General features: G+C 59.8%; 23 protein-coding genes and 1 tRNA gene. 16 read left to right on the forward strand and 8 right to left on the reverse strand.

Features of this window, described 5'->3' with window-relative positions; genetic code table 11:
- The first annotated feature begins 31 nt into the window (after nucleotides 1-31).
- Entirely contained in the window at nucleotides 32-1,210 is a 1,179-nt protein-coding gene (locus AKL25_RS05520; protein WP_050476958.1) for a PA0069 family radical SAM protein, read from the forward strand.
- A 44-nt stretch (nucleotides 1,211-1,254) separates the two neighbouring features.
- On the opposite strand, the gene AKL25_RS05525 is transcribed toward AKL25_RS05520, so the two are convergent.
- Nucleotides 1,255-2,256 carry an aldo/keto reductase gene (locus AKL25_RS05525; RefSeq protein ID WP_050476664.1) on the reverse strand — a complete coding sequence of 334 codons (1,002 nt, stop codon included), beginning with the start codon at nucleotides 2,254-2,256 and terminating at the stop codon, nucleotides 1,255-1,257.
- 140 nt (nucleotides 2,257-2,396) lie between these two features.
- On the opposite strand from AKL25_RS05525, the gene AKL25_RS05530 reads away from it, so the two are divergent.
- On the forward strand, nucleotides 2,397-3,284 hold the full coding sequence (locus AKL25_RS05530) for a LysR family transcriptional regulator (protein ID WP_050476665.1): 888 nt from the start codon (nucleotides 2,397-2,399) through the stop codon (nucleotides 3,282-3,284).
- A 43-nt stretch (nucleotides 3,285-3,327) separates the two neighbouring features.
- Here AKL25_RS05530 and AKL25_RS05535 read toward each other — a convergent pair whose 3' ends face one another.
- A complete protein-coding gene (locus tag AKL25_RS05535) occupies nucleotides 3,328-3,984 on the reverse strand; it encodes a Smr/MutS family protein (protein ID WP_050476666.1) in 657 nt (218 codons plus the stop codon).
- A 63-nt stretch (nucleotides 3,985-4,047) separates the two neighbouring features.
- Nucleotides 4,048-5,001, reverse strand: coding sequence for a thioredoxin-disulfide reductase (trxB, locus tag AKL25_RS05540; RefSeq protein ID WP_050476667.1), 954 nt, complete (start codon nucleotides 4,999-5,001; stop codon nucleotides 4,048-4,050).
- A 371-nt stretch (nucleotides 5,002-5,372) separates the two neighbouring features.
- On the opposite strand from trxB, the gene AKL25_RS05545 reads away from it, so the two are divergent.
- Together AKL25_RS05545 and lolA are read left to right on the forward strand one after the other, a co-directional pair.
- Nucleotides 5,373-7,703, forward strand: a complete 2,331-nt coding sequence (locus AKL25_RS05545) for a DNA translocase FtsK (RefSeq protein WP_050476668.1) — start codon at nucleotides 5,373-5,375, stop codon at nucleotides 7,701-7,703.
- A 24-nt stretch (nucleotides 7,704-7,727) separates the two neighbouring features.
- Nucleotides 7,728-8,390, forward strand: coding sequence for an outer membrane lipoprotein chaperone LolA (gene lolA, locus AKL25_RS05550; RefSeq protein ID WP_157050503.1), 663 nt, complete (start codon nucleotides 7,728-7,730; stop codon nucleotides 8,388-8,390).
- Nucleotides 8,391-8,408: 18 nt separating this feature from the next.
- Here lolA and fdxA read toward each other — a convergent pair whose 3' ends face one another.
- The gene (gene fdxA, locus AKL25_RS05555) at nucleotides 8,409-8,744 is read right to left on the reverse strand and encodes a ferredoxin FdxA (RefSeq protein ID WP_050476669.1); all 336 of its coding nucleotides are present in this window, start codon (nucleotides 8,742-8,744) and stop codon (nucleotides 8,409-8,411) included.
- Nucleotides 8,745-8,936: 192 nt separating this feature from the next.
- Between fdxA and AKL25_RS05560 the strand changes: the two genes are divergently transcribed.
- Entirely contained in the window at nucleotides 8,937-10,232 is a 1,296-nt protein-coding gene (locus AKL25_RS05560; protein WP_050476670.1) for a replication-associated recombination protein A, read from the forward strand.
- 180 nt (nucleotides 10,233-10,412) lie between these two features.
- On the opposite strand, the gene AKL25_RS05565 is transcribed toward AKL25_RS05560, so the two are convergent.
- Nucleotides 10,413-11,012: a hypothetical protein gene (locus AKL25_RS05565; protein ID WP_050476671.1), complete on the reverse strand. Its 600-nt coding sequence runs from the start codon at nucleotides 11,010-11,012 to the stop codon at nucleotides 10,413-10,415.
- Between the two features lie 203 nt (nucleotides 11,013-11,215).
- On the opposite strand from AKL25_RS05565, the gene serS reads away from it, so the two are divergent.
- Nucleotides 11,216-12,514, forward strand: a complete 1,299-nt coding sequence (serS, locus tag AKL25_RS05570) for a serine--tRNA ligase (RefSeq protein ID WP_050476672.1) — start codon at nucleotides 11,216-11,218, stop codon at nucleotides 12,512-12,514.
- A 117-nt stretch (nucleotides 12,515-12,631) separates the two neighbouring features.
- Here serS and AKL25_RS05575 read toward each other — a convergent pair whose 3' ends face one another.
- Complete coding sequence (locus AKL25_RS05575) at nucleotides 12,632-14,509, reverse strand: GGDEF domain-containing protein (RefSeq protein ID WP_240475651.1); 1,878 nt, start codon at nucleotides 14,507-14,509, stop codon at nucleotides 12,632-12,634.
- Nucleotides 14,510-14,755: 246 nt separating this feature from the next.
- Between AKL25_RS05575 and AKL25_RS05580 the strand changes: the two genes are divergently transcribed.
- Nucleotides 14,756-14,845 (forward strand) — tRNA-Ser (locus tag AKL25_RS05580).
- A gap of 300 nt (nucleotides 14,846-15,145) precedes the next feature.
- Nucleotides 15,146-16,831 (forward strand): GGDEF domain-containing protein, encoded by a 1,686-nt coding sequence (locus AKL25_RS05585; RefSeq protein WP_338034470.1) that lies wholly within the window; start codon nucleotides 15,146-15,148, stop codon nucleotides 16,829-16,831.
- A gap of 12 nt (nucleotides 16,832-16,843) precedes the next feature.
- Here AKL25_RS05585 and AKL25_RS05590 read toward each other — a convergent pair whose 3' ends face one another.
- Nucleotides 16,844-17,269, reverse strand: a complete 426-nt coding sequence (locus tag AKL25_RS05590; protein WP_050476673.1) for a MarR family winged helix-turn-helix transcriptional regulator — start codon at nucleotides 17,267-17,269, stop codon at nucleotides 16,844-16,846.
- Nucleotides 17,270-17,409: 140 nt separating this feature from the next.
- Between AKL25_RS05590 and AKL25_RS05595 the strand changes: the two genes are divergently transcribed.
- The 4 genes from AKL25_RS05595 (at nucleotide 17,410) to AKL25_RS05605 (ending at nucleotide 19,996) form a co-directional block, all read left to right on the forward strand.
- The gene (locus tag AKL25_RS05595; protein ID WP_050476962.1) at nucleotides 17,410-18,606 is read left to right on the forward strand and encodes an HPP family protein; all 1,197 of its coding nucleotides are present in this window, start codon (nucleotides 17,410-17,412) and stop codon (nucleotides 18,604-18,606) included.
- A gap of 95 nt (nucleotides 18,607-18,701) precedes the next feature.
- The gene (locus tag AKL25_RS24725) at nucleotides 18,702-18,824 is read left to right on the forward strand and encodes a hypothetical protein (RefSeq protein WP_276203002.1); all 123 of its coding nucleotides are present in this window, start codon (nucleotides 18,702-18,704) and stop codon (nucleotides 18,822-18,824) included.
- Between the two features lie 243 nt (nucleotides 18,825-19,067).
- On the forward strand, nucleotides 19,068-19,259 hold the full coding sequence (locus AKL25_RS05600; RefSeq protein WP_050476674.1) for a DUF1289 domain-containing protein: 192 nt from the start codon (nucleotides 19,068-19,070) through the stop codon (nucleotides 19,257-19,259).
- Nucleotides 19,260-19,330: 71 nt separating this feature from the next.
- On the forward strand, nucleotides 19,331-19,996 hold the full coding sequence (locus tag AKL25_RS05605) for a cysteine hydrolase family protein (RefSeq protein ID WP_050476675.1): 666 nt from the start codon (nucleotides 19,331-19,333) through the stop codon (nucleotides 19,994-19,996).
- Between the two features lie 102 nt (nucleotides 19,997-20,098).
- Here the strand turns inward: AKL25_RS05605 and AKL25_RS05610 are convergent, their stop codons facing one another.
- The gene (locus AKL25_RS05610) at nucleotides 20,099-20,728 is read right to left on the reverse strand and encodes a Maf-like protein (RefSeq protein WP_050476676.1); all 630 of its coding nucleotides are present in this window, start codon (nucleotides 20,726-20,728) and stop codon (nucleotides 20,099-20,101) included.
- A gap of 104 nt (nucleotides 20,729-20,832) precedes the next feature.
- Here AKL25_RS05610 and AKL25_RS05615 point away from each other — a divergent pair, with 104 nt between their 5' ends.
- The 4 genes from AKL25_RS05615 (at nucleotide 20,833) to AKL25_RS05625 (ending at nucleotide 23,837) form a co-directional block, all read left to right on the forward strand.
- A complete protein-coding gene (locus tag AKL25_RS05615; RefSeq protein WP_205627217.1) occupies nucleotides 20,833-21,327 on the forward strand; it encodes a YceD family protein in 495 nt (164 codons plus the stop codon).
- 108 nt (nucleotides 21,328-21,435) lie between these two features.
- Complete coding sequence (gene rpmF / locus AKL25_RS23680; RefSeq protein WP_006463510.1) at nucleotides 21,436-21,618, forward strand: 50S ribosomal protein L32; 183 nt, start codon at nucleotides 21,436-21,438, stop codon at nucleotides 21,616-21,618.
- A 144-nt stretch (nucleotides 21,619-21,762) separates the two neighbouring features.
- Complete coding sequence (gene plsX, locus AKL25_RS05620) at nucleotides 21,763-22,854, forward strand: phosphate acyltransferase PlsX (protein ID WP_050476678.1); 1,092 nt, start codon at nucleotides 21,763-21,765, stop codon at nucleotides 22,852-22,854.
- Complete coding sequence (locus AKL25_RS05625; protein WP_050476679.1) at nucleotides 22,851-23,837, forward strand: beta-ketoacyl-ACP synthase III; 987 nt, start codon at nucleotides 22,851-22,853, stop codon at nucleotides 23,835-23,837. The genes plsX and AKL25_RS05625 overlap by 4 nt, the downstream gene beginning before the upstream one ends.
- Nucleotides 23,838-23,840 lie beyond the last annotated feature (3 nt).

A 23,840-nucleotide genomic window follows, 5' to 3' on the forward strand; every position in this document is an offset into this window, starting at 1 on the left:
TTTATACAGTATATTATATCGAAGGATGGTCATGGCAAAGTCAACTTACCGACCGGTGCCGCTGCAGACGACGCGTACGCTGGAGAGCGCCGGCGAGACGTTCTCGCAGGTGTTCGACGCCCGCAAGGGGCGCGGCGCCGTCAGCAATATCCAGGGGCGGTATGAAACCGAACAGCGCGTCGGCTTCGACGACGGCTGGGGCGCCGGTGAAGAGGAGGGCCAGGGTGGCGAGCCGGATACGCTGCGCACCATCGTCACGGAAGAAGTCGCCAAAACCATCATCAGCCGCAACAAGTCTCCCGACCTGCCGTTCAATGTGTCGCTGAACCCTTATCGCGGCTGTGAACACGGTTGTGTTTACTGTTTTGCCCGCCCCACGCACGCCTATCTGGGTTTGTCGCCGGGACTGGATTTCGAGAGCCGGATTTTCGCCAAGGTGAATGCGCCGGAGTTGCTGCGCAAGGAGCTGGCGAAACCGTCCTATGTTGCCGAGACCATCACTGTCGGCATCAATACCGATGCCTACCAGCCCTGCGAGCGCGAGCTGCAGATCACGCGCCGCGTGCTGCAGGTGCTCGACGACTGCCGTCATCCGGCGGCGCTGATCACCAAGTCGTCATTGATAGAGCGCGACGTCGACATCCTTGCCGCCATGGCCTCACGACGGCAAGTGATCGCAGCGGTGACCATCGCCACGCTCGATCCTGCGCTGGCGCGCAAGCTGGAGCCGCGCGCGGCCACGCCGACACGGCGTCTGCGTGTGATCCGCACGCTGACTGACGCCGGCATTCCGGTCAGCGTCAGCATTGCGCCCATCATTCCCTTCATCAATGAGCCTGAGCTGGAAAGCATCGTCGCCGCGGCTGCCGAGGCAGGCGCGCGCCGCGCCGGTTACACCGTGCTGCGTTTGCCGTGGGAGGTCAATCCGCTGTTTCAGCAATGGCTGCTGACGCATTTTCCCGAGCGCGCCAATCGCGTGATGAATCGCATCCGCGAGATGCGCGGAGGTAAGGACAACGATTCGGATTTCGCCACGCGCATGCGCGGCGAGGGCGTATGGGCCGATCTGATTCGCCAGCGTTTCGACAAGGCGGTGCAACGCAGCGCCATGCATCAGCGCGGGTGGTTCGACATGCTCGATGCGTCGCAATTCGTCCCGCCCGCGCGTCCGCCGCGGGTATCGCTATCCGGCCAGTTCAATCTGTTCTGATGATCCGGCCGGACACCGACGTCCGGCCGGTCTTGCATTGCACCTTATTTCTCGCTGTCCAGATGCGCCATCGCGTAGGCGGCGTAGCGATCACCTGCTGCGGCGCCGGCGGGAATGGCGTCTTCGATGCGCGCCAGATCCTGCGCAGTCAGCGTGAGGCTCAGCGCGCCCAGCGACTCGGCCAGGCGCTCGGGACGACGTGCGCCGACCAGCGGCACGATGTCGCTGCCTTGCGCCAGCACCCAGGCGATGGCGACCTGCGCCGGCGTGGCTTGTTTGTCGGCGGCGACGGCGCGCAGCACGTCGATCAGCGACAGGTTGTGCTTGAGGTTGTCGCCGGAAAAACGCGGGTTGGTGCTGCGGAAGTCGTTGGCCGCCAGCTGGCGCGACGGATCCCAGTGGCCGCTGATCAGGCCGCGCGACAGCACGCCGTAGGCGGTGATGCCGATGCCCAGTTCGCGGCAGGTCGGCAGGATGTCCTTTTCAATACCGCGCGAGATCAGCGAATACTCGATCTGCAGGTCGGCGATGGGATGGACGGCGTGGGCGCGGCGCAGGGTGTCGGCGCCGACTTCCGACAAGCCGATATGGCGTACGCGGCCTGCCTTGACCTCTTCGGCAATGGCGCCGACGGTTTCTTCAATCGGCACGTTGGGATCGAGGCGCGCAGGGCGGTAGATGTCGATGTGATCGGCGCCAAGGCGGCGCAGCGTATAGGCGAGGAAATTCTTGACCGCTGCCGGGCGATTGTCCATGCCGACCCAGTTGCCGCCGGCGTCGCGCATGGCGCCGAACTTGACGCTGATGAGCGCATTGTCGCGCTTGCTTCCGGCGCCGCGCAGCGCGTCGCGAATCAGCATTTCATTGTGGCCCATGCCGTAGAAGTCGCCGGTGTCGAGCAGCGTGACGCCGGCTTCCAGCGCAGCGTGGATGGTGGCGATGCCGTCTTGCTCGTCGGCCGGGCCGTACAGATCGGACATGCCCATGCAGCCCAGTCCGATTGCCGATGAAAGCAGGCCGTTGCGGCCCAATGTGCGTTGTTCCATGATGATTCCTTCCAGTCAATAAAGTGATGCGCCGGTCCGGCAGGAATGCCTGAGCGCCTGGATCGTATTATTGGACTTATTTATTCCTGAATAAATAGCGTTAAAATGATTTCTTTATTCGAAAATGGATAATTATAAAAATGGACCGTCTTCAGGCAATGGAAGTGTTCGTGCGTGTAGCCGAACTGGGGAGCTTCAGCAAGACCGCCGAGCAGATGGGCTTGCCGGCGGCGACCGTGACCAATGCGATCCAATCGGTGGAGAAGCGCGTCGGCGTGCGCCTGCTGCAGCGGACCACGCGCAAGGTGACGCTGACCGACGACGGCGCGGCCTATCTGGAACGCTGCCAGCGCCTGCTGGCGGAATTCCAGGATGTGGAAAACCTTTTCGACCGCGAGCAGCCGCAGGGCATCGTGCGCGTGGACTTGCCGGAACGGCTGGCGCACAAGGTGGTGATTCCGCAATTGCCGGCATTCTTTGCCCGTTATCCGGATATCCGCCTGAAGCTCAACGCCAGCGACCGTTTCGTCGATCTGGTCGGCGAGGGCGTCGATTGCGTGGTGCGGGTCGGCATCCTCAGCGATTCGACGCTGATTGCGCGCAGCATCGGCGCGATGGAGCAGATCACCTACGCGTCGAAAGACTATCTGGATCGTCACGGCCGTCCGCGCACGCTGGCGGAGCTGGACAAGCACATGATGATCAATTATTTCTCCAGCCGCACCGGCCGCGATTTGCCGTGGGAGTACATGCAGAACGGCGAGCTGAAAACATTGAAGCTGCAAGGCCAGGTGTCGGTGGCCAGTTCCGAAGCCTATATGGCGTGTTGCCTGGCGGGATTGGGCATCGTGCAGGCGCCGCGTTTCGGCGTGGAAGACTTGCTGGAGCAGGGCGTGCTGGAAGAAGTGCTGCCGGCGTTCAAACCGCCGCCTATGCCGGTGTCGATCGTGTATTCGCACAACCGGCATTTGTCGCCGCGCGTACGGGCCTTCGTCGACTGGCTGGCGGAAATGCTGAAAATACGCTGAACATGCAGGGCCGCAATGCCGCGCAATCGCGGCGCGGATTTCGTCAGGCCACGTTGGTCGGCGTGCTCGACTGCAGCAGCACCACCAGCGCGCCTGAACCGCCGTCGGCCGGACGCGCCTGGCAAAAGGCGATGACCTCATCCTTTTGCGCCAGCCAGTTGCGCACTTTTTGTTTCAGCACCGGCTCCTTGTTGACCGAGCCCAGTCCCTTGCCGTGGATGATGCGCACGCAGCGTTGGCCGCGGCGGCGCGCCTGGCGCAGGAATTCGCCGAGCGCTTCGCGCGCTTCGTCGCGGCGCAGGCCGTGCAGGTCGAGCTGATTCTGGATCACCCAATGGCCGCGGCGCAGTTTGCTGAGCACGTCGCTGCCCACGCCGGGACGGGCGAAGCTCAGGTTTTCATCGCTGTTGAGCAGGGTGTCGAAGGTGAATTCGTCGGACAGCGATTCCATGAGCGCCGCCTGCTCGTCGGCGATGTGCTGGCGCGCAATCGGTAACGGTTGCGGCGGCATGAGGGTGGCTTTGTCGTTGTTGCGCAGCGGCGCTACCTTGCCGATGCTGTTGCGGAAAATGTCGGCTTCTTCGCGCAGGCGTTTTTCGTCTGCAATGCGCTGGCGTTCAGCGGCAAGGCGTGCTTCTTCCTGCGCCTTGAGATCCTTGCGCAACGACTTGAGCGCGGAAAAATCCTTGATAGTCGCCATGGTTCGCGAACCGGTGAGGGATGAAAATGCTCTCCCGAACTCAGCGGGAGAGCAGCACGAACGTTACTCCAGACCTTCCAGATAACGCTGGGCATCGAGCGCCGCCATACAGCCGGTGCCGGCGCTGGTAATGGCCTGGCGGTAGATGTGGTCCTGCACGTCGCCGGCGGCGAACACGCCGTTGATGCTGGTGGCGGTGGCGAAACCTTCGAGGCCGGTGCGGGTCTTGATGTAGCCGTTATGCATGTCGAGCTGGCCGTCGAAAATGCCGGTGTTCGGCTTGTGGCCGATGGCGATGAACAGGCCGTGCAAGGTGATCGGCGTGACGCTGCCGTCCTGCGTCGACTTGATCTTGATGCCGGTTACGCCGCTGTCGTCGCCGATGACTTCATCGAGCGTGTGATGCCATTTGATCTCGATCTTGCCCTCGGTGACCTTGTGCAGCAGGCGGTCGATCAGGATAGGCTCGGCGCGGAACTTGTCGCGGCGATGGATGATGGTGACCTTGCTGGCGATGTTCGACAGATACAGCGCTTCTTCTACCGCAGTATTGCCGCCGCCGACCACGGCCACTTCCTTGCCGCGATAGAAGAAACCGTCGCAGGTGGCGCAGGCGGACACGCCCTTGCCCATGAAGGCTTCTTCCGACGGCAGGCCGAGGTATTGCGCCGAGGCGCCGGTGGCGATGATCAGCGCGTCGCAGGTGTACTCGCCCGAGTCGCCGATCAGGCGGAATGGCTTTTCCGACAATTTGGTGGTGTGGATATGGTCGAAAATGATTTCAGTATTGAAACGTTCTGCATGTTGCAGCAGGCGTTGCATCAGTTCCGGACCTTGCACGCCCATCGGGTCGCCCGGCCAGTTCTCGACGTCGGTGGTGGTCATCAACTGGCCGCCTTGCTCGACGCCGGTGATCAGCACCGGATTGAGGTTGGCGCGCGCAGCGTAGACGGCGGCGCTGTAACCGGCGGGGCCGGAACCGAGAATCAAAACCTTGGCGTGTTTGGACGTGGTCATAAAATACTCTTAGTGAACTGAACAGAAGTGGGTGCAGCAGCAACATGGGGGCTCGCATGGTACTCAAAGCACATGATGCCGGTCTGCCGGATTTCAATATGTGCAGGGGCCAGGGCCGCTAGCGGCACGTTGCGTTGCTTGTCGGCTTATGTTGCCGTTTACCTTATATTGCGCTGCAAAACGGTTAAGATTATAGACGAAGCGCCGGACCGGCCCGATGGAATTACGCTATCCGTTCAATAGGGCTGCAGCGGTGCAAATGCCGGGCGATTTCCGCTTGCCGGTTTTCTGGACGGTAATCAGCAGAGAATCAGCAAAGAATCGCCGTTACAATGTCGCCTTAGCTCTTGAAGTGCGCCAGATAAAGATTTATGACCAAAACCAGCCAAGCCTACACCCGCACCAACAAAGCCGCCGAAGCGCCGCCGCTGCCCAGCAGGCTGGTGCGCTTGCTCTACGAAGCACGCTGGCTGGCGATGGCGACCCTGTTTGCCTACCTTGCCATCATTCTGTTGACTTACTCGCGCAATGATCCCGGCTGGTCGGTGGCCAATACCGTGCCGCACCTGCACAACTGGGGCGGCCGCATCGGCGCCTGGCTGGCGGATCTGATGCTGTACATCTTCGGCATGTCGGCATGGTGGTGGTGCGTGCTGCTGGCGCACTCCATCTGGCGCAGTTACCGCCATCTGGCCAACCGTTTCCTGGTGCAGAAGCAGACCGAGCCTGAGCATCATCAGGAGGGGCTGATCCGCGCCATCGGCTTTGTGTTCCTGCTGGCCGGCAGTCTCGGTATCGAATACATGCGCATGTACTCGCTGAAGACGCCCATGCCGCGTGCGCCGGGCGGCGTGCTGGGCGAGATGATCGGCAGCGCGGCGCAATCGTCGCTGGGCTTTACCGGCGCAACCTTGCTGCTGTTGCTGTTGTTCGGCCTGGGCTTCAGCCTGTTCTTCCACGTGTCCTGGCTGGCCGCGGTGGAGCGCATCGGCGGCGCCATCGAAGACGGTATTTTCTGGATCCGCAATTTTTACTCTGCGCGCGAAGACCGCAAGGTCGGCCACGTTGCCGCCGTCAAGCGCGAAGAAGTCGTGGTGCAGGAACGCGCCAAGATCGTCGAGGCGCCGCCGATCCGCATCGAGCCGCAAGTGGTGGCGGTGGTCAAGTCGGAGCGCATCGAGAAGGAACGTCAGACCAGCCTGTTTCAGGACATCGATTCCGGTCTGCCGCCGCTGTCGCTGCTGGATGAAGCGCCGCCGGCGCAGCAGACCGTCACAGTCGAGACGCTGGAATTCACCAGCCGCCTGATTGAGAAGAAGCTCTCCGACTTCGGCGTCGAAGTGAAGGTGGTCGCGGCCTATCCCGGTCCGGTGATCACGCGTTACGAAATCGAACCGGCGACCGGCGTCAAGGGCAGCCAGATCGTCGGCCTGGCGCGCGACCTTGCGCGTTCGCTGTCGCTGACCTCGATCCGCGTGGTGGAAGTCATCCAGGGCAAGAATTTCATGGGCCTGGAGCTGCCTAACCCCAAGCGCCAGATCGTGCGCCTGACCGAGATTCTCGGCTCCAAGGTCTACAACGACAGCCATTCCAGCCTGACGGTGGCGCTCGGCAAAGACATCGCCGGCAATCCGGTGGTGGCCGACCTCGCCAAGATGCCGCACTTGCTGGTCGCGGGTACGACAGGTTCGGGTAAATCGGTCGGCATCAACGCCACCATCCTGTCGCTGCTCTACAAGTCGACGCCGAAACAGGTGCGCCTGATCCTGATCGATCCGAAGATGCTGGAGCTGTCGATCTACGAAGGCATCCCTCATCTGCTGGCGCCGGTGGTGACCGACATGCGCCAGGCCGGTCATGCGCTGAACTGGGCGGTGGCCGAGATGGAGCGCCGCTACAAGCGCATGTCCAAGCTGGGCGTGCGTAACCTGGCCGGCTACAACCAGAAGATCATCGACGCCGACAAGCGCGGCGAGAAGATCCCGAATCCGTTCAGCCTCACGCCGGACGCGCCGGAGCCGCTGGAACAGCTCGAAACCATCGTCATCATCATCGACGAACTGGCCGACCTGATGATGGTGGTCGGCAAGAAGGTGGAAGAACTGATCGCCCGTATCGCGCAAAAGGCGCGCGCCGCCGGTATTCACCTGATCCTGGCGACGCAGCGCCCTTCGGTCGACGTCATCACCGGCCTGATCAAGGCCAACGTGCCGACGCGGATTGCCTTCCAGGTCAGCAGCAAGATCGACTCGCGCACGATTCTCGACCAGATGGGCGCGGAAGCGTTGCTCGGCATGGGCGACATGCTGTACATGCCGCCGGGTACCGGCTTGCCGATCCGCGTGCATGGCGCCTTTGTTTCCGATGAAGAAGTCCATCGCGTGGTGGACCATCTGAAAGAGCAGGGGGAACCGAATTACATCGAGGGCATCCTAGAAGGAGGCGTTGCCGACGATGCCGAAGGGGCAATCGGCGGCGGCGCTGCGGGCGGCAGCGAAGGCGATGAGCTCTACGATCAGGCCGTTGCTGTCGTGCTGAAAAACCGCCGGGCTTCGATTTCCCTGGTGCAACGTCATTTGCGCATCGGCTACAACCGCGCGGCGCGTCTGCTGGAGCAGATGGAGCAAAGCGGCCTGGTGTCGACCATGCAATCGAACGGCAATCGGGAAATCCTCGTGCCGGCAGGAAATACCTCGGAATAATCCATGCAAAGAAAAATACCAGCGATGCAAATAAAACCGGCTTTACCCCGTCTCAACAAATGGCATCTGGCCGTTTCCGTATTGGGTCTGAGCGCAGCGTTGTTTTCCGCGCAGGCTTCGGCGAGCGCGTTGGAGCAGTTCAAGCAATTCGTGTCGTCGACGCAATCGGCCAAGGGTCAGTTCGTGCAGCGCCTGGTCAAGACCGACAGCGGCACCGTCAAGGTGTCGAATACATCGAGCGGCACGTTTGTGTTTTCGCGTCCGGGCAAATTCATCTGGACCTATCAGAAGCCGTATGAACAAGTCTTGCAGGCCGATGGCGACAAGCTGTTCATCTACGACAAGGATCTGAATCAGGTCACCACCAAGAAGCTGGGCAACGCGCTCGGCTCGTCGCCTGCGGCGATCCTGTTCGGCAGCAACGATCTGGAAAAGAATTTCACGCTGAAAGAGGGCGGCGCCAAGGATGGTATGGAATGGCTGGAAGCCACGCCCAAAAGCAAAGACACGACCTTCGACCGCATCGGCATCGGTTTGAAGGACGGCGTGCCGCAAGCGATGGAGCTGCGCGATTCTTTCGGTCAGACTTCGCTGCTGTCGTTCACGCACTTTGAAAAGAACCCGCCGTTGAAGGCTACCAGCTTCACCTTCGTCGTGCCCAAGGGCGCCGACGTTTTCAACAACTGATCAGTTCGTATTGTTATCTCAGGTCGGCATCTTGAGCATGTCGATCTTGCCTTCCACGTCGCGCCATTGCTCGTGATCGGGCATCGGCGCCCGGGCCTGGGTGATCGGTTTCCAGCCCGGATGCTTGGCCAGTTTTGCGTTCAGGTCGGTGAAATGCTTCAGCGCTTCGGGCAGGTCGGTTTCGTTGTAGATCGCGCCGACCGGGCATTCCGGCACGCACATCGAGCAGTCGATGCAGCCGTCCGGATCGATCGCCAGAAAGTTGGGTCCTTCGACAAAACAATCCATGGGACAGACGCTGACGCAGTCGGTGTATTTGCAGGCGATGCAGGAATCGGTGACAACAAAAGGCATGAGCTGAAACGCCCTGAGGCGTGGAAGTGATGTAAGCAGAATGGCAAGTCCCAGCACAAGATCAACTTTAAGCCGACTCATACCTGTGAACCCGGCAGGATTCTAGCATCTGAGCCGATGTGCTGCTGTCGGATCGGTTAGACTAGCGGTCCTGCGATTTATCCGATCTTAACTCTCCATTTTGACAACCGCATGAATTCTGCGCCGTTAGCCGAACGTCTCCGCCCGCATTCCTTTGACGATGTCATCGGCCAGCAGCATCTGCTCGGCGCGGGCAAGCCGCTGCGCGTGGCGTTCGAATCGGGCGAGCCGCATTCGATGATCCTGTGGGGGCCGCCGGGTGTCGGCAAGACCACGCTGGCGCGCATCATGGCGGACAGTTTCAATGCCGAATTCATCGCCTTGTCGGCGGTGCTGTCGGGTGTCAAGGACATTCGCGAAGCGGTGGAGCGTGCGCAGGTTACCCGCGCCAATTCCGGCCGCCGCACGATCTTGTTCGTCGACGAAGTGCATCGTTTCAACAAGAGCCAGCAGGATGCCTTCCTGCCGCACGTGGAAAGCGGCTTGTTCACCTTTATCGGCGCTACCACCGAAAATCCTTCCTTCGAAGTCAACGGCGCGCTGTTGTCGCGTGCGGCCGTCTATGTGCTCAAGTCGCTGACGGAAGACGACCTCGGCGCGCTGATCGATCGCGCCTGCCGTGAAGAACTCGATGGCTTGCAATTCGAACCGGAAGCGAAAGAAATGCTGATCGCCAGCGCCGACGGCGACGGTCGCAAGCTGCTCAATAATCTGGAAATCGTGGCGCGCGCGGCGCAGGCGAAGAACGTCGGGATCGTCGGCACGGAAGTGCTGGCGGAATGCCTGGGCGACGCCTTGCGCCGTTTCGACAAAGGCGGCGACGCCTTCTATGACCAGATTTCCGCCTTGCATAAATCGGTGCGCGGCTCCAGTCCCGACGGCGCCTTGTATTGGCTGACGCGCATGCTCGACGGCGGCACCGATCCGCGCTACCTGGCGCGCCGCATCGTGCGCATGGCCTGGGAAGACATCGGCCTGGCCGATCCGCGCGCCATGACGATCGCTAATGACGCTGCCGCCACCTACGAACGCCTCGGCTCACCCGAGGGCGAGCTGGCCCTGGCGCAGGCGGTGATTTACCTGGCGATTGCCGCCAAGAGCAATGCCGGCTACATGGCCTACAACCAGGCGCGCGCTTTCGTCGCCAAGGACAAGTCGCGCGGCGTGCCGGAACATCTGCGCAATGCGCCGACCAAGCTGATGAAGGAACTGGGTTACGGCAAGCTGTATCGCTATGCCCATGATGAGCCGGAAGGCTATGCCGCGGGTGAAACCTATCTGCCGGACGGCATTCCCGATCCGCATTGGTACCAGCCGGTGCCGCGCGGGCTGGAGGCCAAGATCGGCGACAAGATGGCGCATCTGCGCGATCTCGACCGCGAATACAAGAAAAATAACAAAGGTTAAAACCGGGGTGGGTTAGCGACACCAGTCAGTTGAACTTGGAGATGGCGGTACTTGTTCAAAGAACTGTCGTCCTGACGAAAGTCAGGACCCAGTGTCGTATTGCACTTCGTGTCGTATCGCACCTCGTCACGACACTGGATCCCAGCGTTCGCTGGGACGACAGCGGTGATGATGGCTGCGTTACGCTGATACTGGCGTCTTCCACACCTCAAACACACCTTCCATCGCCCCCATGGCGCTGATCACCGCCTGGTAGGTCGCATCGTTGTCGTAACCCGGCAGCTTTGACTTGAACTCTTCCATCAGGCTTTCCAGTCCCGGCGTGTCGTTGGGCAGGCGGATGCCGCCTTTGACGGTCGCAATCATCCAGTAAGGCATAGGCAAAAAATCGTCGCCGATGGTGATCACGATGCGGTTGACGTCTTGCCAGGCAATGCTTTCAAGTTCGGCATCGCCGCGCGAGGTCTTGATGAACTCGTCGTCGAAGGCGACCGTCACCGGTTTGGCGCGTGCGGCGGCGCGGCGTGCCGGGCGCAGGTCGGCGGCGGTCGGGCCGGCATTGATCTTCCATTTGGTGGATTCAGGCGTCGGGAACAGGCGATTCTTGACGCGTTGGCCGAAGGCGAACATGGCGCCGAAGCTGAGTCCGGTCAGCACGCCGTAGCCGATGCTGGAACCGGTCAGCGCGAACTGCGAGCCGGCCCAGATGGCGCAGCAGGCGGCAAGGGCGAAGCCGATGAGGTAGGCGAACAGCGGCGGCTGCGAAGGCGTGTCGGACATGGCGCGTTCCTGTGTTGTTTCTGTGATGTGATGGAGCGATTGGCGGCAATGGTAACGCAAGCCGGAGCGGCGTTGAACACGGGCCCGGCTGTTTTCGCCGCATTATTTTTCGCAATAAGCCGCCGGATGGCGAGGACAGGCAATGTCCTTGGTACAATCTCGGTTTTACCGCATTTCTATCGCATTTTTACATTTGGCATTCCATGATCGACATCCAACTTCTTCGTAAAGACATCGACAACGTCGCCGCCCGTCTGGCTGCGCGCAAATTCCAGCTCGATGTCGCCGCTTTCAATGCGCTCGAAGGCGAGCGCAAGCAGATTCAGACCCGTACCGAGGAATTGCAGGGCAAGCGCAACAGCCTGTCCAAGCAAGTCGGCATGCTCAAGGGCAAGGGCGAGGACGCATCGGCGGTGATGGCGGAAGTCTCCGGCATCGGCGACGAACTCAAGGCGTCGGCCACGCGCCTGGAAGAAGTGCAGGCGCAACTGAGCGATTTCCTGCTGACGGTGCCGAACCTGCCGCACGAATCGGTGCCTGCCGGCGCTGACGAAAGCGGCAACGTCGAAGTGCGCAAGGTCGGCACGCCGCCTGTGTTCGATTTCGAGGTCAAGGATCACGTCGACGTCGGCGCTGCGCTCGGCCTGGATTTCGACGTCGCCGCCAAGCTGACCGGCTCGCGCTTCGCCGTCATGAAGGGCGGCATCGCCCGTCTGCATCGCGCGCTGGCGCAGTTCATGCTCGACACGCATACGCTGGAACACGGTTATACCGAGTGCTACACGCCTTACATCGTCAACGCCGAGTCGCTGCGCGGCACCGGCCAGTTGCCGAAGTTTGAAGCGGATCTGTTCGCGGCCAAGAAGGGCGGCCAGGAAGGCGACACCAGCGACAACACGGCGCTGTACCTGATCCCCACGGCGGAAGTGCCGCTGACCAATCTGGTGCGCGACGAGATCGTCGCCGGCGACACCTTGCCGCTGAAGATGACGGCGCATTCGCCGTGCTTCCGTTCCGAAGCCGGCAGCTATGGTCGCGACACGCGCGGCATGATTCGCCAGCACCAGTTCGACAAGGTCGAAATGGTCCAGATCGTGCATCCGGAAAAGTCCTACGAAGCGCTGGAAGAGATGCTCGGCCACGCTGAAAACATCCTCAAGAAGCTGGGTCTGCCTTACCGCGTGATCACGCTGTGCACCGGCGACATGGGCTTTGGCGCGGCCAAGACGTATGACATCGAAGTCTGGCTGCCGGCGCAAAACACTTATCGCGAGATTTCGTCGGTGTCGAACTGCGAAGCCTTCCAGGCGCGTCGCATGCAAGCGCGTTTCCGCAATACCCAGGGCAAGCCGGAACTGGTGCATACGCTTAACGGCTCCGGCCTGGCAGTTGGCCGCACCCTGGTCGCAGTGCTGGAGAACGGCCAGCAAGCCGACGGCAGCGTGGTGATTCCGGAGGCGCTGCGTCCTTACATGGGCGGTCTGGAAAAGCTGGCGCCTTAAGCCTCGGCAACATGCCGCGACAATAAGCCGCTGCAATGAAAAATGGCTGACGATGCAATCTCGTCAGCCATTTTTTTTGTACGGCCGCCTGTCAGTGACAGCCGTGCTTGTTATCGTTTACATTGCCCACGAGAAAGTTGCCGGAATGCGCCGCTCGATGAACAGGCTGTTGCCGGGCGTCTTCTTGGCCTGCTTTTTGGCCTTGGTGGCGGCCGAGGCGATCTGGTGCGGCGACGAGTATTGCGACGGTTCGATCTTGACCGCGCCCAGCGACAGGCTGACCAGCGGATGGAGCACGCGCGCGCCCTGGCGGTCTTCGCTGTAGTAGCCGCCGCGCTCCTTGTCTTCCATATAGTAGAAGCTCTGCGACGCGGTGCTGAAGGCATCCAGCATGGCCTTGCAGCGATGTTCCCAATCCTCGCTCTGGAACATGATCAGGAAATCGTCGCCGCCGATGTGGCCGATGAAGTCGAGCTGCGGATCGCAATACTGGCTCAGCGTGCGGCCGGTCAGCTGGATCATGTCGTCGCCCTTGCGATAGCCGTAGACATCGTTGAAGGGTTTGAAGTTGTCCAGGTCGCAGTAGCAGATGCAGAACTCCACGCCGCTTTGCAGCAGGAACTCGATGTGCTCGTTGATCGGCACGTTGCCGGGCAACTGCGTCAGCGGGTTGGCGTAGCGCGCCGCTTCGATCTGCATCTGCGTGATTTCGCGCAGCAGGTCATGGCCGGTGCCCATGCCGACATATTGCCCCTGGTCGACGATGATGAAACCGTTCGACAAGTGATGCGATTCGGCTTGTACGAGGATGTGGCTGAGGTCTTGCAGGCTGGTGTCCTGCTCGGTCAGCAGGGGATTCGGATCCATGAAGAAGGTGCAGGACTTTTTGCCGTACAGCTCGCGGCCGTAGAGGCGCGCGAAGCGCTCCACCATGCTGTAGCGATTGATCAGGCCGACCGGAATGCCGTTGCTGACCACCGGCAATGCCTGGAGCTGCGGATCGTTGACGAACAGGTCGTAGACCTCGTCGTTATGAACGGCAGGCGAGACGTATTGCGTTTCGCGCAGCAGCTTGAAGACGGTGGCGCTTTTTTTGGTCGGGCCGTATTTTTGCGTCGCCAGCGGCACCTTGTCGCGGCGCAGGATCTTGCTGATGTCGTCGCCGACCACGGTCTTCGGATGGGCATGCGGGCGGGCGATGTGATAACCCTGGCCGCAGGCGATGCCGAGGTCGCGGATGGTCAGCAGCTCAGCCTGGGTTTCGATGCCTTCGGCGATGACGATGGAGCCGGACTTCTCGGCGATCTCCTGAATGGAGCGCACGAACTGCAGTTTCATCGGGTCGTTGTTGATGCCCTGGATGAAGTGCATGTCGACCTTGACGTATTCCGGTTGCAATTCCGACCACAGGCGCAGGCTGGAAAAACCTTCGCCGAGATCGTCGATCGCAATCTGGAATCCCATGTCGCGGTAATGCATGGCGGCGTTGCGCAGCAACTGGTAGTCGTAGGTCGGTTCGTTTTCGGTCAGTTCGATGATGATGCGCTGCGGGTTGATGCCGAGTTTTTCCAGGTGGCGCAGGGTTTCGCCCTGAATGGCTTCCGGTTGCACCAGCGCGCCCGGGCTGACGTTGAGGAACAGATTTCCGGGCAAGCCCGATTGTGCGAACTGGGCCATGACGATATGGCGGCACAAGTGTTCGACCTGCACCGACAGCTTGTTGGCGCGCGCGACCTTGAACAGATTCAACGGCGAGTGCAGGGGGCTGTTGGATGGACCGCGGATCAGGCCTTCGTAACCGACGATCTCGCCGCTGCGCATGCGGATGATCGGCTGGAACAGGGCCGTCAGGCTGCGTTGCGCAATGATTTCGTGCAGATGGGACAACAGTTGCGATTCCTGTTGCTCTTCGAGCAGGCGCGCGTTTGCCGCGCCTGCTTGCGCGGCAGGGAAGGGCGGAATATTGTCGAAATCATGTGCGGCAAAAGGTGCCATTGTCAGGTCCACTGGGTCCAACCGTAGGTGAGTGTGAATGCCTTGTCCGAACGGCAGGCAACATCTGATCGTAGTGGAGATTTATGACAAGATGATGATGTGTAAATTATTTTCCAGGCCTGCCTGCATTTTCATCAGGAATAAAATTTATATAAAAACATCGCAGACCTATTTCCATCTCTAAAATGATTCTGCTATAATCTTTTGCTTTGCTGCCCTCGGGCGGTAATTTCGACTAGGTTAACCGGAGAGGTGGCAGAGTGGTCGAATGTACCTGACTCGAAATCAGGCGTACGGTTTCCCGTACCGTGGGTTCGAATCCCACCCTCTCCGCCAGATACAAGCAAAACGCCCGCTTTACGCGGGCGTTTTGCTATCCAGACTGCATCGGCATGTCAGAGGTGGTCCTTGCCGCTTCCAGAAAAATTGTTTTTTGTGTTGATTGCGCCTGAATCGTTGCCTGATCCAGGGCCGGGTTTGTTGCTTTGCGCCTGAAGAATGAATAATTGCGGACCGCTGCATCATGAAGGCGCCGCTGAAAATTGCCTGATTTGCAATTTCGACGTTCCGGCAGGTATTTCGAAGGTAATAAAGATGTCGCTGAATCGCTTATTCTGGTTAATCTCGGTTGCGCTGATGCTGATCTTTCTCGCGTTGACCGCACGGATCGTCTCCAGCGAATGGGGCGAATATCGCCGCGGCGCTCGCAGCGTCGAGACGGTGCGGCTGGTGCAGCTCACCATGATCGCCATGGAAAAGACGTCCATCGAGCGCGGTCCGTCGAATGGGCTGATGGGCGGCGAGTCGGCAGACCTGCCGCAGCTTTCCAAAAAACTCCAGGCTGCGCGCGAGCAAACCGACGAGTCGATCATCACCTTGCTCGATGCCTTGCGCGCGGATGCCGATGTGCGCTATGCCCCGGTCATCCGCAAGATCGAGTACGTCAAGGGTGCGCTGGAGCCGGCGCGACTGGATGTGGATCGCCAGGCAGGATTGCCGCGTTCCCAGCGTTCTTCCGATGATGTCTCTGCCGCAGTCAACGGCATGATCAATCTGATTCCTCCCTTTGTGACCGCCGTTGCCGATTTGACCAGCATCGCGATTCAATCCGACCCGGAATTGCTGGACGGCCTGACCGGCATGCGCGTGGCGTCGAGCTTGCGCGAATACGCCGGGCAGGTCGGCTCGAAATTTACGGCGCCGGTCGTCACGCAGCGACCCTTGACCAAGGACGAGGTCATCGAGATCGGCAAACTCTACGGCCGCATCGAGCAGCTGCGTTCCTTGCTCAATATCCAGATGCGGGCTTACCGGAACAATGCGGCATACAACGCCGCCTTGTCGGAGCTTGACGCGCAATACTTCGGCAAAGGCTTGCCGATTTTGGGCGAGTTGCTGCAAGTGGGCCTGATTTCCGGCGGCTATGAACTGACGACGGCCGAATTGGCGGCGCGCTATGTGCCGCCGATGGCGTCGATCCTGCGTTTGCGCGATGTCATTCTGGCGGATCTGGTTCACGATGCAGAAATCCGCAATCATCAGGCGCGCAATTATCTGATCGCCACGATAGCCATGGCGATCGCGGCCTTCGTCTTTTTCTTCGTGCTGATGTATCTGGTGCGCCAGCGCGTACTGGCGCCGATTTTGCGCGCGACCAGGCTGGTGACCGGGCTGGCGGTCGACAATCTCGATGTGAAGATTCCGGAGGCGCGCTATCAGGACGAAATCGGCGACATGTTGCGTGCATTGCACGTGCTGAAGGCGCGCAGTCATGAGCGTCTCGAGCTGGCCAGCGAGCGCGAGACGCTGATTCAGCAATTGCAGGTGTCGTCGAATACGGACTTCCTGACCGGCGTGCTGAACCGGCGCGCGTTCTTTGCGCACAGCGAGCAGCAACTGGCGGTGGCGCAGCGCTACAAGCGCAATCTGGCGCTCATTCTGCTGGATATCGACCACTTCAAGCGCATCAACGACAATCATGGCCACCTTGCCGGCGACAGTATCCTGCGCAATGCCGTCCAGTTGATCGCGCAGTTGCTGCGCAAGGTGGATATCCTTGCGCGCTACGGCGGCGAGGAGTTCATCATTCTGCTGCCGGAGGCCGATCTGGAGCAGGCGCTGATCGTGGCGGAAAAACTGCGGGCGACATTGGCGGGACACGCCATTGCCACTGACGATGGCTCGCAAATTTCTATTACTGCCAGCTTCGGCGTGAGCGCGCTTGCCGGCGAAGAAAATCTCGATCACATGATCCGGCTGGCCGACGAGGCGCTGTACGTCGCCAAGAATGGCGGGCGCAATCGGGTTGTGCGCGCAGGCTGAAGCGCATTGCCGTCAGTCGCGGTCGTTGAAGGCCGAGATGTTCGAGACCTGAAAGACGCTGGACAGCGAGTGCAGTTCGTTGCGATGCAGTTCCGCCAGACGATGCAGATATTGTTCGCCGATTTCCGTCAGCCTTACCTGCACCAGGCGCTTGTCCTTGTCGTCCTGCGTGCGTGTCACCAATCCCGCTTTTTCGCATCGCGTCACCAGCGCCACCACGCCGTGGTGTTGTGATTGCAGGCGCTCGGCCAACTCGCTGATGCTGGCCCAATCGCGTCCCGGAAACCCCTTGATATGCAGCATCAGCAGATATTGCAGTGGCGTGAGGCCTTCGCTTTGCGCGGCGTCTTCGCTGAAGCGGATGAAGCGGCGCAACTGATAGCGAAACTCCGACAGGGCTTCGAAATCGTCTTTTTGCAAGCGTGAGGGTGTTTTCATCGATGGTGTGGCGAGGCGGTGGTGCGGGAGTGAAAATCCCGCAATCCTGCATAGTAATGCCTTGCTTCGGCAAAATATATCATCTTGTGATGTAATTGCGTATTCGGTTTTGTTGATTACTTCCAAGAATGGGTTGGGGCATGCGCGATTTTATCCTGCAATGGCTGGAGAGTTTTATTCCGCAAAAGGCGGCGGTGGATCGTTTTGAACGCATGCGCGCCAGTGTGGGCGCCTTGTTCGGCATTTTGCTGACGGGATTGTTGAGTGTGTCGGTCTTGCCGCACGAGGCGGCGGTATGGCTGATCGCGCCGATGGGGGCGTCGGCAGTGCTGTTGTTTGCTGTGCCGGCCAGCCCGCTGGCGCAGCCGTGGTCGCTGATCGGCGGCAATCTGGTGGCGGCGCTGGTGGGGGTGACATGCGCCAGGCTGGTGGCTGAACCGTTTCTGGCGGCGGCGTTGGCGATTGCCCTGGCGGTCGCGTGCATGTTCGCGTTGCGCTGTATCCATCCGCCCAGCGGCGCGGTGGCGTTGACGGCAGTGCTCGGCGGGCCGGCGGTGCATGCCATGGGATATGGTTTTGTGTTGGCGCCGGTGCTGCTCAATTCATTTCTGTTGCTGGCGACGGCCCTGTTTTTCAATAACGCGACAGGGCGCCGCTATCCGCATGCCCAGCAAAACGAACATCGCCACAACATGCACCGGACGGCCGATGCAGCGCCGACGACGCGCCTGGGTTTCTCGCATGACGATCTGGACGCGGTGCTGCGGCGTTACAACCAGGTGCTGGATATCAGCCGCGACGATCTGGAAGAGATTTTCTTGCAGACGGAGATGGAGGCGTATCGTCGCCGCTTTGGCGAAACGGTGTGTGCGGACATCATGTCGGGCGATGTCGTGGCGGCGGAGTTTTCGACCGAACTGGCGGAAGCGTGGCGGCTGATGCGGGAGCACAGGCTGCAGGCTCTGCCGGTGGTCGACAGGGCGCGCCGGGTCATCGGCATCGTTACCAAAACCGATTTTCTCCAGCATGCCGGTCCGCACGATTATCAGCATCTGGGCGACAAGCTGCGCGCCTTCCTGCAGCGCACGCCGCATACGCACTCCATCAAGCCGGAAGTGGTCGGGCAGATCATGAGCGCCAAGGTCAGGACGGCATCGGTGTATTTGCCTATCGTGCAACTGGTGCCGCTGATGGCGGATGAGGGTGTGCATCAGATTCCGGTGATCGATGACGAGAAGCGTCTGGCCGGCATGGTGACGCAGGCTGACATGGTGGCTGCGCTTTACGTGAATAACCTCGCGCGCGCTTCGACCGGCCTGCGCGCAGTGGCGTCCTGATGCGATTGCTGCCGGCGTCGAACGATTTGATCCGATGGCGTCTAAAATAGCGAGGGCATACAAAGCAAAGATCTGGATTAATACAGGAGGCCGCCATGCGCCAAGCTGCTCTGATTTCAGTCATTCTCGCCATGCTGCTGACGGCCGCGTGCCAGCGCAAAGGCGATCCGCCGAAGCCGACCGTGTCGATGGCGCCGGTAGCGGAGCGTGCAGGCTAGCGCTTGTGGCGTAAGTTATTGGATTTGTGAATATCTGCTATTGGAACAATAAAGCAGACGAGGGCAGAGGTGATCGCTATAGTTGCACCTGTCTCCTCCAATTTTCCTCCTTAAGAAATTGGATTCAGCCCGCAACCTCTGGTTCGCGGGCTTTTTTTTGCTCAAAATCTGACCCAAAAGACTGCGGCTCCGCTTCTTGGTAAGATGTCGGCCAGTTGCCACGCAGTCCTCGTAAAGATATCCATGTCCCAAACTCCCCCGGAACGCCCTGATACCCCTTGTGTCGCCGTTTGCTCAACAACTTTTGACGATGTTTGCCGTGGTTGCGGCCGTACCGTGTCGGAGGTGGCGCACTGGGTATTCATGACCGAGGAAGAAAAAGACGTGGTCTGGAAGCGTATTACCGCCGAGGGTTATCCGCGCCGCCAGAAATAAGATGCACCGCTGAATTCCGAATACCTCTGTTATTGATGATGAAGTACGTCCCCACTTAAGGAGTCGCAAACATGATTCAAAAACGCTTTGCTTATCAGGTTGCATCGGCATTCATGCTCGTCGCGTTGACGGCATGCAGTGCTGTTCCGCCGGCTGCGCCCGCAACTGCCGGCGCCAATACGCTGCCGGAAATTCCTGCGCCCGCGCCGGTAACGCTGGCTGCCGGCACGACGGCTTTGCTGGTGCTGGATATTAATTCTGCCGTGTGCCAGCCGAATCCGGCTTGCCTTGCCACCGTGCCGGCGATCGTCTCGCTCATCAACAAGGCGCGTGCAGCCAAGGTTCCGGTCTTGTATTCGACCACCGTCAGCCCGGCCGGTCCGCCGCCTATGTTGTCGGCGGTTGCGCCGCAGCCGGGTGAGCCCGTGGTCTCGACGCGCGCCAACAAATTCACCGGCACCAATCTCGAAGAACTGCTGAAGCAGGTCAAGGCGGAAACGCTGGTGATCGTCGGCAGTGCGGCCAATGGCGCGGTGATGTACACGTCTTTCCATGCCAATACGCGCGGATTTACCGTGGTGGTGGCGGAGGATGGTATTTCCAGCCCGGCCGCCATCAGTACGCAGGTGGCGCGTTATCAGGTGCTGAATCAGCCTGGCTTCATCAATGCAAACAACACGCCGCTGGCGGACAAGAAGGTTACCTTGAGCCGCGGCGATCTGATCACGTTCAAATAAGCGCGTGATCGGTTTCGGCGGTTTTTATCTCTGAACCGGCATCGACGATAAGGGGCTTTTGCCCCTTATTGCATTGTGCGGCGTGTGTTTGCGTGCGGCGGATCAGGCCGGGATGGTGTTGATGATGCCGAAAAACGGCATGCCTGCCTTGCGCAGCATGCCGGTCAGCGCAATCATGGGCAGGCCGGTCAGGGCGGTAGGGTCGGTGCTGTCGATTCGTTCGAGGATGGCGATCCCCAGGCCTTCGTTTTTTGCGCTGCCGGCGCAATTGTAAGGTTGCTCAATGCGCAGGTAGGCGTCGAGTTCGGCGTCGGGCAGCTTGCGGAAGGTGACGAAGGTCTGGATATTTTCGATTTGCATGACGGGCTCGCCGGGGTTGCGATTGTCCAGCAGGCATAGCGCCGTGTGGAAGGTCACGCGCCGGCCGCGCATCAGTATCAGTTGCTTCAAGGCATTGTCGTGGTTGCCGGGCTTGCCGATCTGTTCGCCGTCGAGCGTGGCGACCTGGTCGGAGCCGATGATAAGCGAGTTCGGGCTGTGTTTTGCGATGGCCTCGCCTTTTTGCCTGGCCAGGCGGAGGGCCGTGGCTTCCGGGCTTTCTCCTGCTGCCGGCGTCTCGTCGATGTCCGGTGAAATCGCCTCGAAAGGCAGTTGCAGCCTCGCTAACAGCTCTTTCCGGTAGGTCGAGCTGGAAGCCAGAATCAGGCGGGGGAGGGGCGCGGAATTGGGCATTATGCGACAGCAGGTAAGAAGTGTTTGCTAAAAATGCGCTAACACTTTGACGAATAAGGGAAAACGCTGTTATTATCGCAGGTTTTCCGGATTCTGCTTTCGCCATGGGCACTTTTGTGATCGACGCATTTGAATTTAGTCGGCTCAAAGAGCACGCCGAAGGCGAGTTGTCGGTAGCCGATCTGGCGCGTCTTGCCGGTGAAACGGTTGATCGCTCCGGCGCCATCAAGTGGTCGTTGAGCGGCGGTGTCGACAAGCTCGGACATCCGCAATTGAGTCTCTCTATTTCCGGTCAGGTTAATCTGGTCTGTCAGCGTTGTTTGACGTCGATGCCGTTTCAGGTGTCGTCCGATTCGAAGCTGGTGCTGGCCAAGGATGAAGATGCCGCGGACGCCATCGAAGAATTGCTCGATGACGAAGAAGTTGATGTCATTGTCGGCGACGCGGCCTTCGATGTCGCCGTCCTGGTCGAGGATGAGGCTTTGCTTGCGTTGCCGGTGGCCCCGAAGCACGATGTGTGTCCCGGTCATGTGGCGGCGGAAGCGGTTGCGGCAGAGAAAGTTTCTCCGTTTTCGGTATTGAAGAATTTAAAGCAGTAATTGTTGGTGGCGGGCTTTCGGGCTTGCCAAAGTACGGATTCTCGGTTGGTCAGTCAATTTGCTAGCCGGATATGTTAAAATTTTAGAACTTAAGGTTTAGGAGTTATCATGGCTGTTCAGCAAAACAAAAAGACCCCATCGAAGCGCGGTATGCATCGTGCACACGATTTCCTGACAGCGCCACCGCTGGCAGTCGAGCCGACAACTGGTGAAACACACCTGCGTCACCACATCAGCCCGAACGGTTTCTACCGTGGTCGTAAAGTTCTGAAGACTAAGAACGACGAGTAATCGGGATTGCTGTTAAGGCGGAATGCGGCGCAATGATTTTTTAATTGGCGCCGCTTTTTATATGCTGAATCAGCGTAGCGCGTCATTTTGAATCGCGCCAAATCTGCCCCATAATGCGGGTTGGCAAGGCTCTGAATCAAAACAATGACCATCAAAATTTCCATTGACTGCATGGGCGGCGATCACGGCCCGTCAGTTACTATCCCAGCCGCCATTTCTTTTCTGCAGCGCGAACCCGACGCCGAGTTGATCTTGGTCGGTCAGGAAGAGTTGCTGCGTGCTGTTTTGCGCAAGCAAAAGCAGGCAGATGTCGCCCGGATTCGCATCCAGCACGCATCTGAGGTCGTCACCATGGACGATCCGATTGAAGTTGCCCTGCGGCGCAAAAAAGACTCGTCCATGCGCGTCGCCGTGAATCTGGTCAAGGACGGCCAGGCCAATGCGGCGGTTTCAGCCGGCAACACCGGCGCGCTCATGGCGGTGTCCCGCTATGTACTCAAAACGATACCAGGCGTCGATCGCCCGGCTATCTGCACTATTCTCCCGAATCAAAAAGACGGTCCGACCTACATGCTCGATCTGGGCGCCAATGTGGATTGCGAGCCGCAGCATTTGCATCAGTTTGCACTGATGGGTTCGGCCCTGGTTTCCGCCATGGAGGGCAAGCCCAAGCCGTCCATCGGTCTGCTCAATGTTGGCGAAGAAGAAATTAAAGGCAATGAAGTGGTCAAGCAGACGGCTGAGTTGCTGCATGCCGACCATGAAAAGGGCATACTTAATTTTTACGGCAATGTCGAAGGAAATGACATTTTCGAAGGCACCACGGATATCGTGGTGTGCGACGGTTTTGTCGGCAACGTGACGCTGAAGGCTTCGGAAGGGTTGGGGCGCTTCGTCAAGATCGTTCTTACGACGGAATTCAAAAAAGGCTTCTTCAACAAGCTGGGTGCCCTGATTGCCTATGGCGCCATCAAGGCCCTGTCGCGGCGGCTGAATCCGTCCCGTTACAATGGCGCCAGCTTGCTGGGCTTGCGCGGGCTGGTATTCAAGAGCCACGGCGGCGCCGATGTGTATGCATTCGAATGGGCGATCCGTCGCGCCTACGATGCGGCCAAATATGACGTGTTGTCGCGTATCACGACAACGATGGCGGAATTGATTCCGCAGGTGGAGGCCTTGCATGTTGCTGAGCGCGCCGCCACATCAACCGAAACAACAGAACAGAAAACGGTATGACTCTCTATAGCAAAATTGTCGGCACCGGCAGCTATCTGCCGCCCAAGCGTGTGACCAACGACGAGTTGGCAAAGCAGTTGGCAGCAAAGGGTATCGAGACTTCCGACGAATGGATCGTATCGCGCAGCGGCATTTCCGCGCGCCACTATGCCGAGCCGGACGTATTGTCGAGCGACCTCGCCATAGAGGCTTCGCAGCGCGCGCTTCAGATGGCCAAGCTGCAGCCGAATGATATCGATCTCATCATCATGGCGACATCGACGCCGGATCATCTGGGCGGTTTCCCGAGCACGGCCTGTGTCGTTCAGCGCAAGCTGGGCATTACCAACGGCGCTGCGGCGATGGACGTGCAGGCGGTGTGCAGCGGCTTCGTCTATGCGATGTCGGTGGCGGACAGCTTCATCAAATCCGGCGCGCACAAGAACGTGCTGGTGATCGGCGCGGAAGTGTTTTCGCGCATCCTGAATTTTGAAGACCGCACCACCTGTGTGCTGTTCGGCGACGGCGCCGGCGCGATTGTCATGACGGCGTCAAAAGAGCCCGGCATTCTCGCCTCCAAATTGCATGCCGACGGCAGCCACGGTCACATCCTGTGCGTGCCGGGCAACGTCAATGACGGTGCAGTTGCCGGCAATGCTTACCTCTACATGGATGGCCCGGCGGTATTCAAGCTGGCGGTTTCCGTGTTGGACAAGGTCGCGCGTGAAGTGCTGGCGATCGCTCAGGTCGACGCCAAGGAAGTCGACTGGCTGATTCCGCATCAGGCGAATATCCGCATCATGCAAGGCACGGCCAAGAAGCTCGGCCTGCCGCTGGAAAAAATGGTGGTGACCGTGGATGAACACGGCAATACCTCCGCAGCGTCGATTCCGCTGGCGCTGGATCAGGCGGTGCGCGACGGTCGCGTCAAGCCGGGGCATAACGTCATGATGGAAGGTGTTGGCGGCGGCTTCACCTGGGGTGCCGTGCTGGTCCGGATGTAAGCA

The sequence above is a fragment of the Herbaspirillum rhizosphaerae genome (assembly GCF_001189965.1).
GTDB classification, from domain to species: domain Bacteria; phylum Pseudomonadota; class Gammaproteobacteria; order Burkholderiales; family Burkholderiaceae_D; genus Herbaspirillum; species Herbaspirillum rhizosphaerae.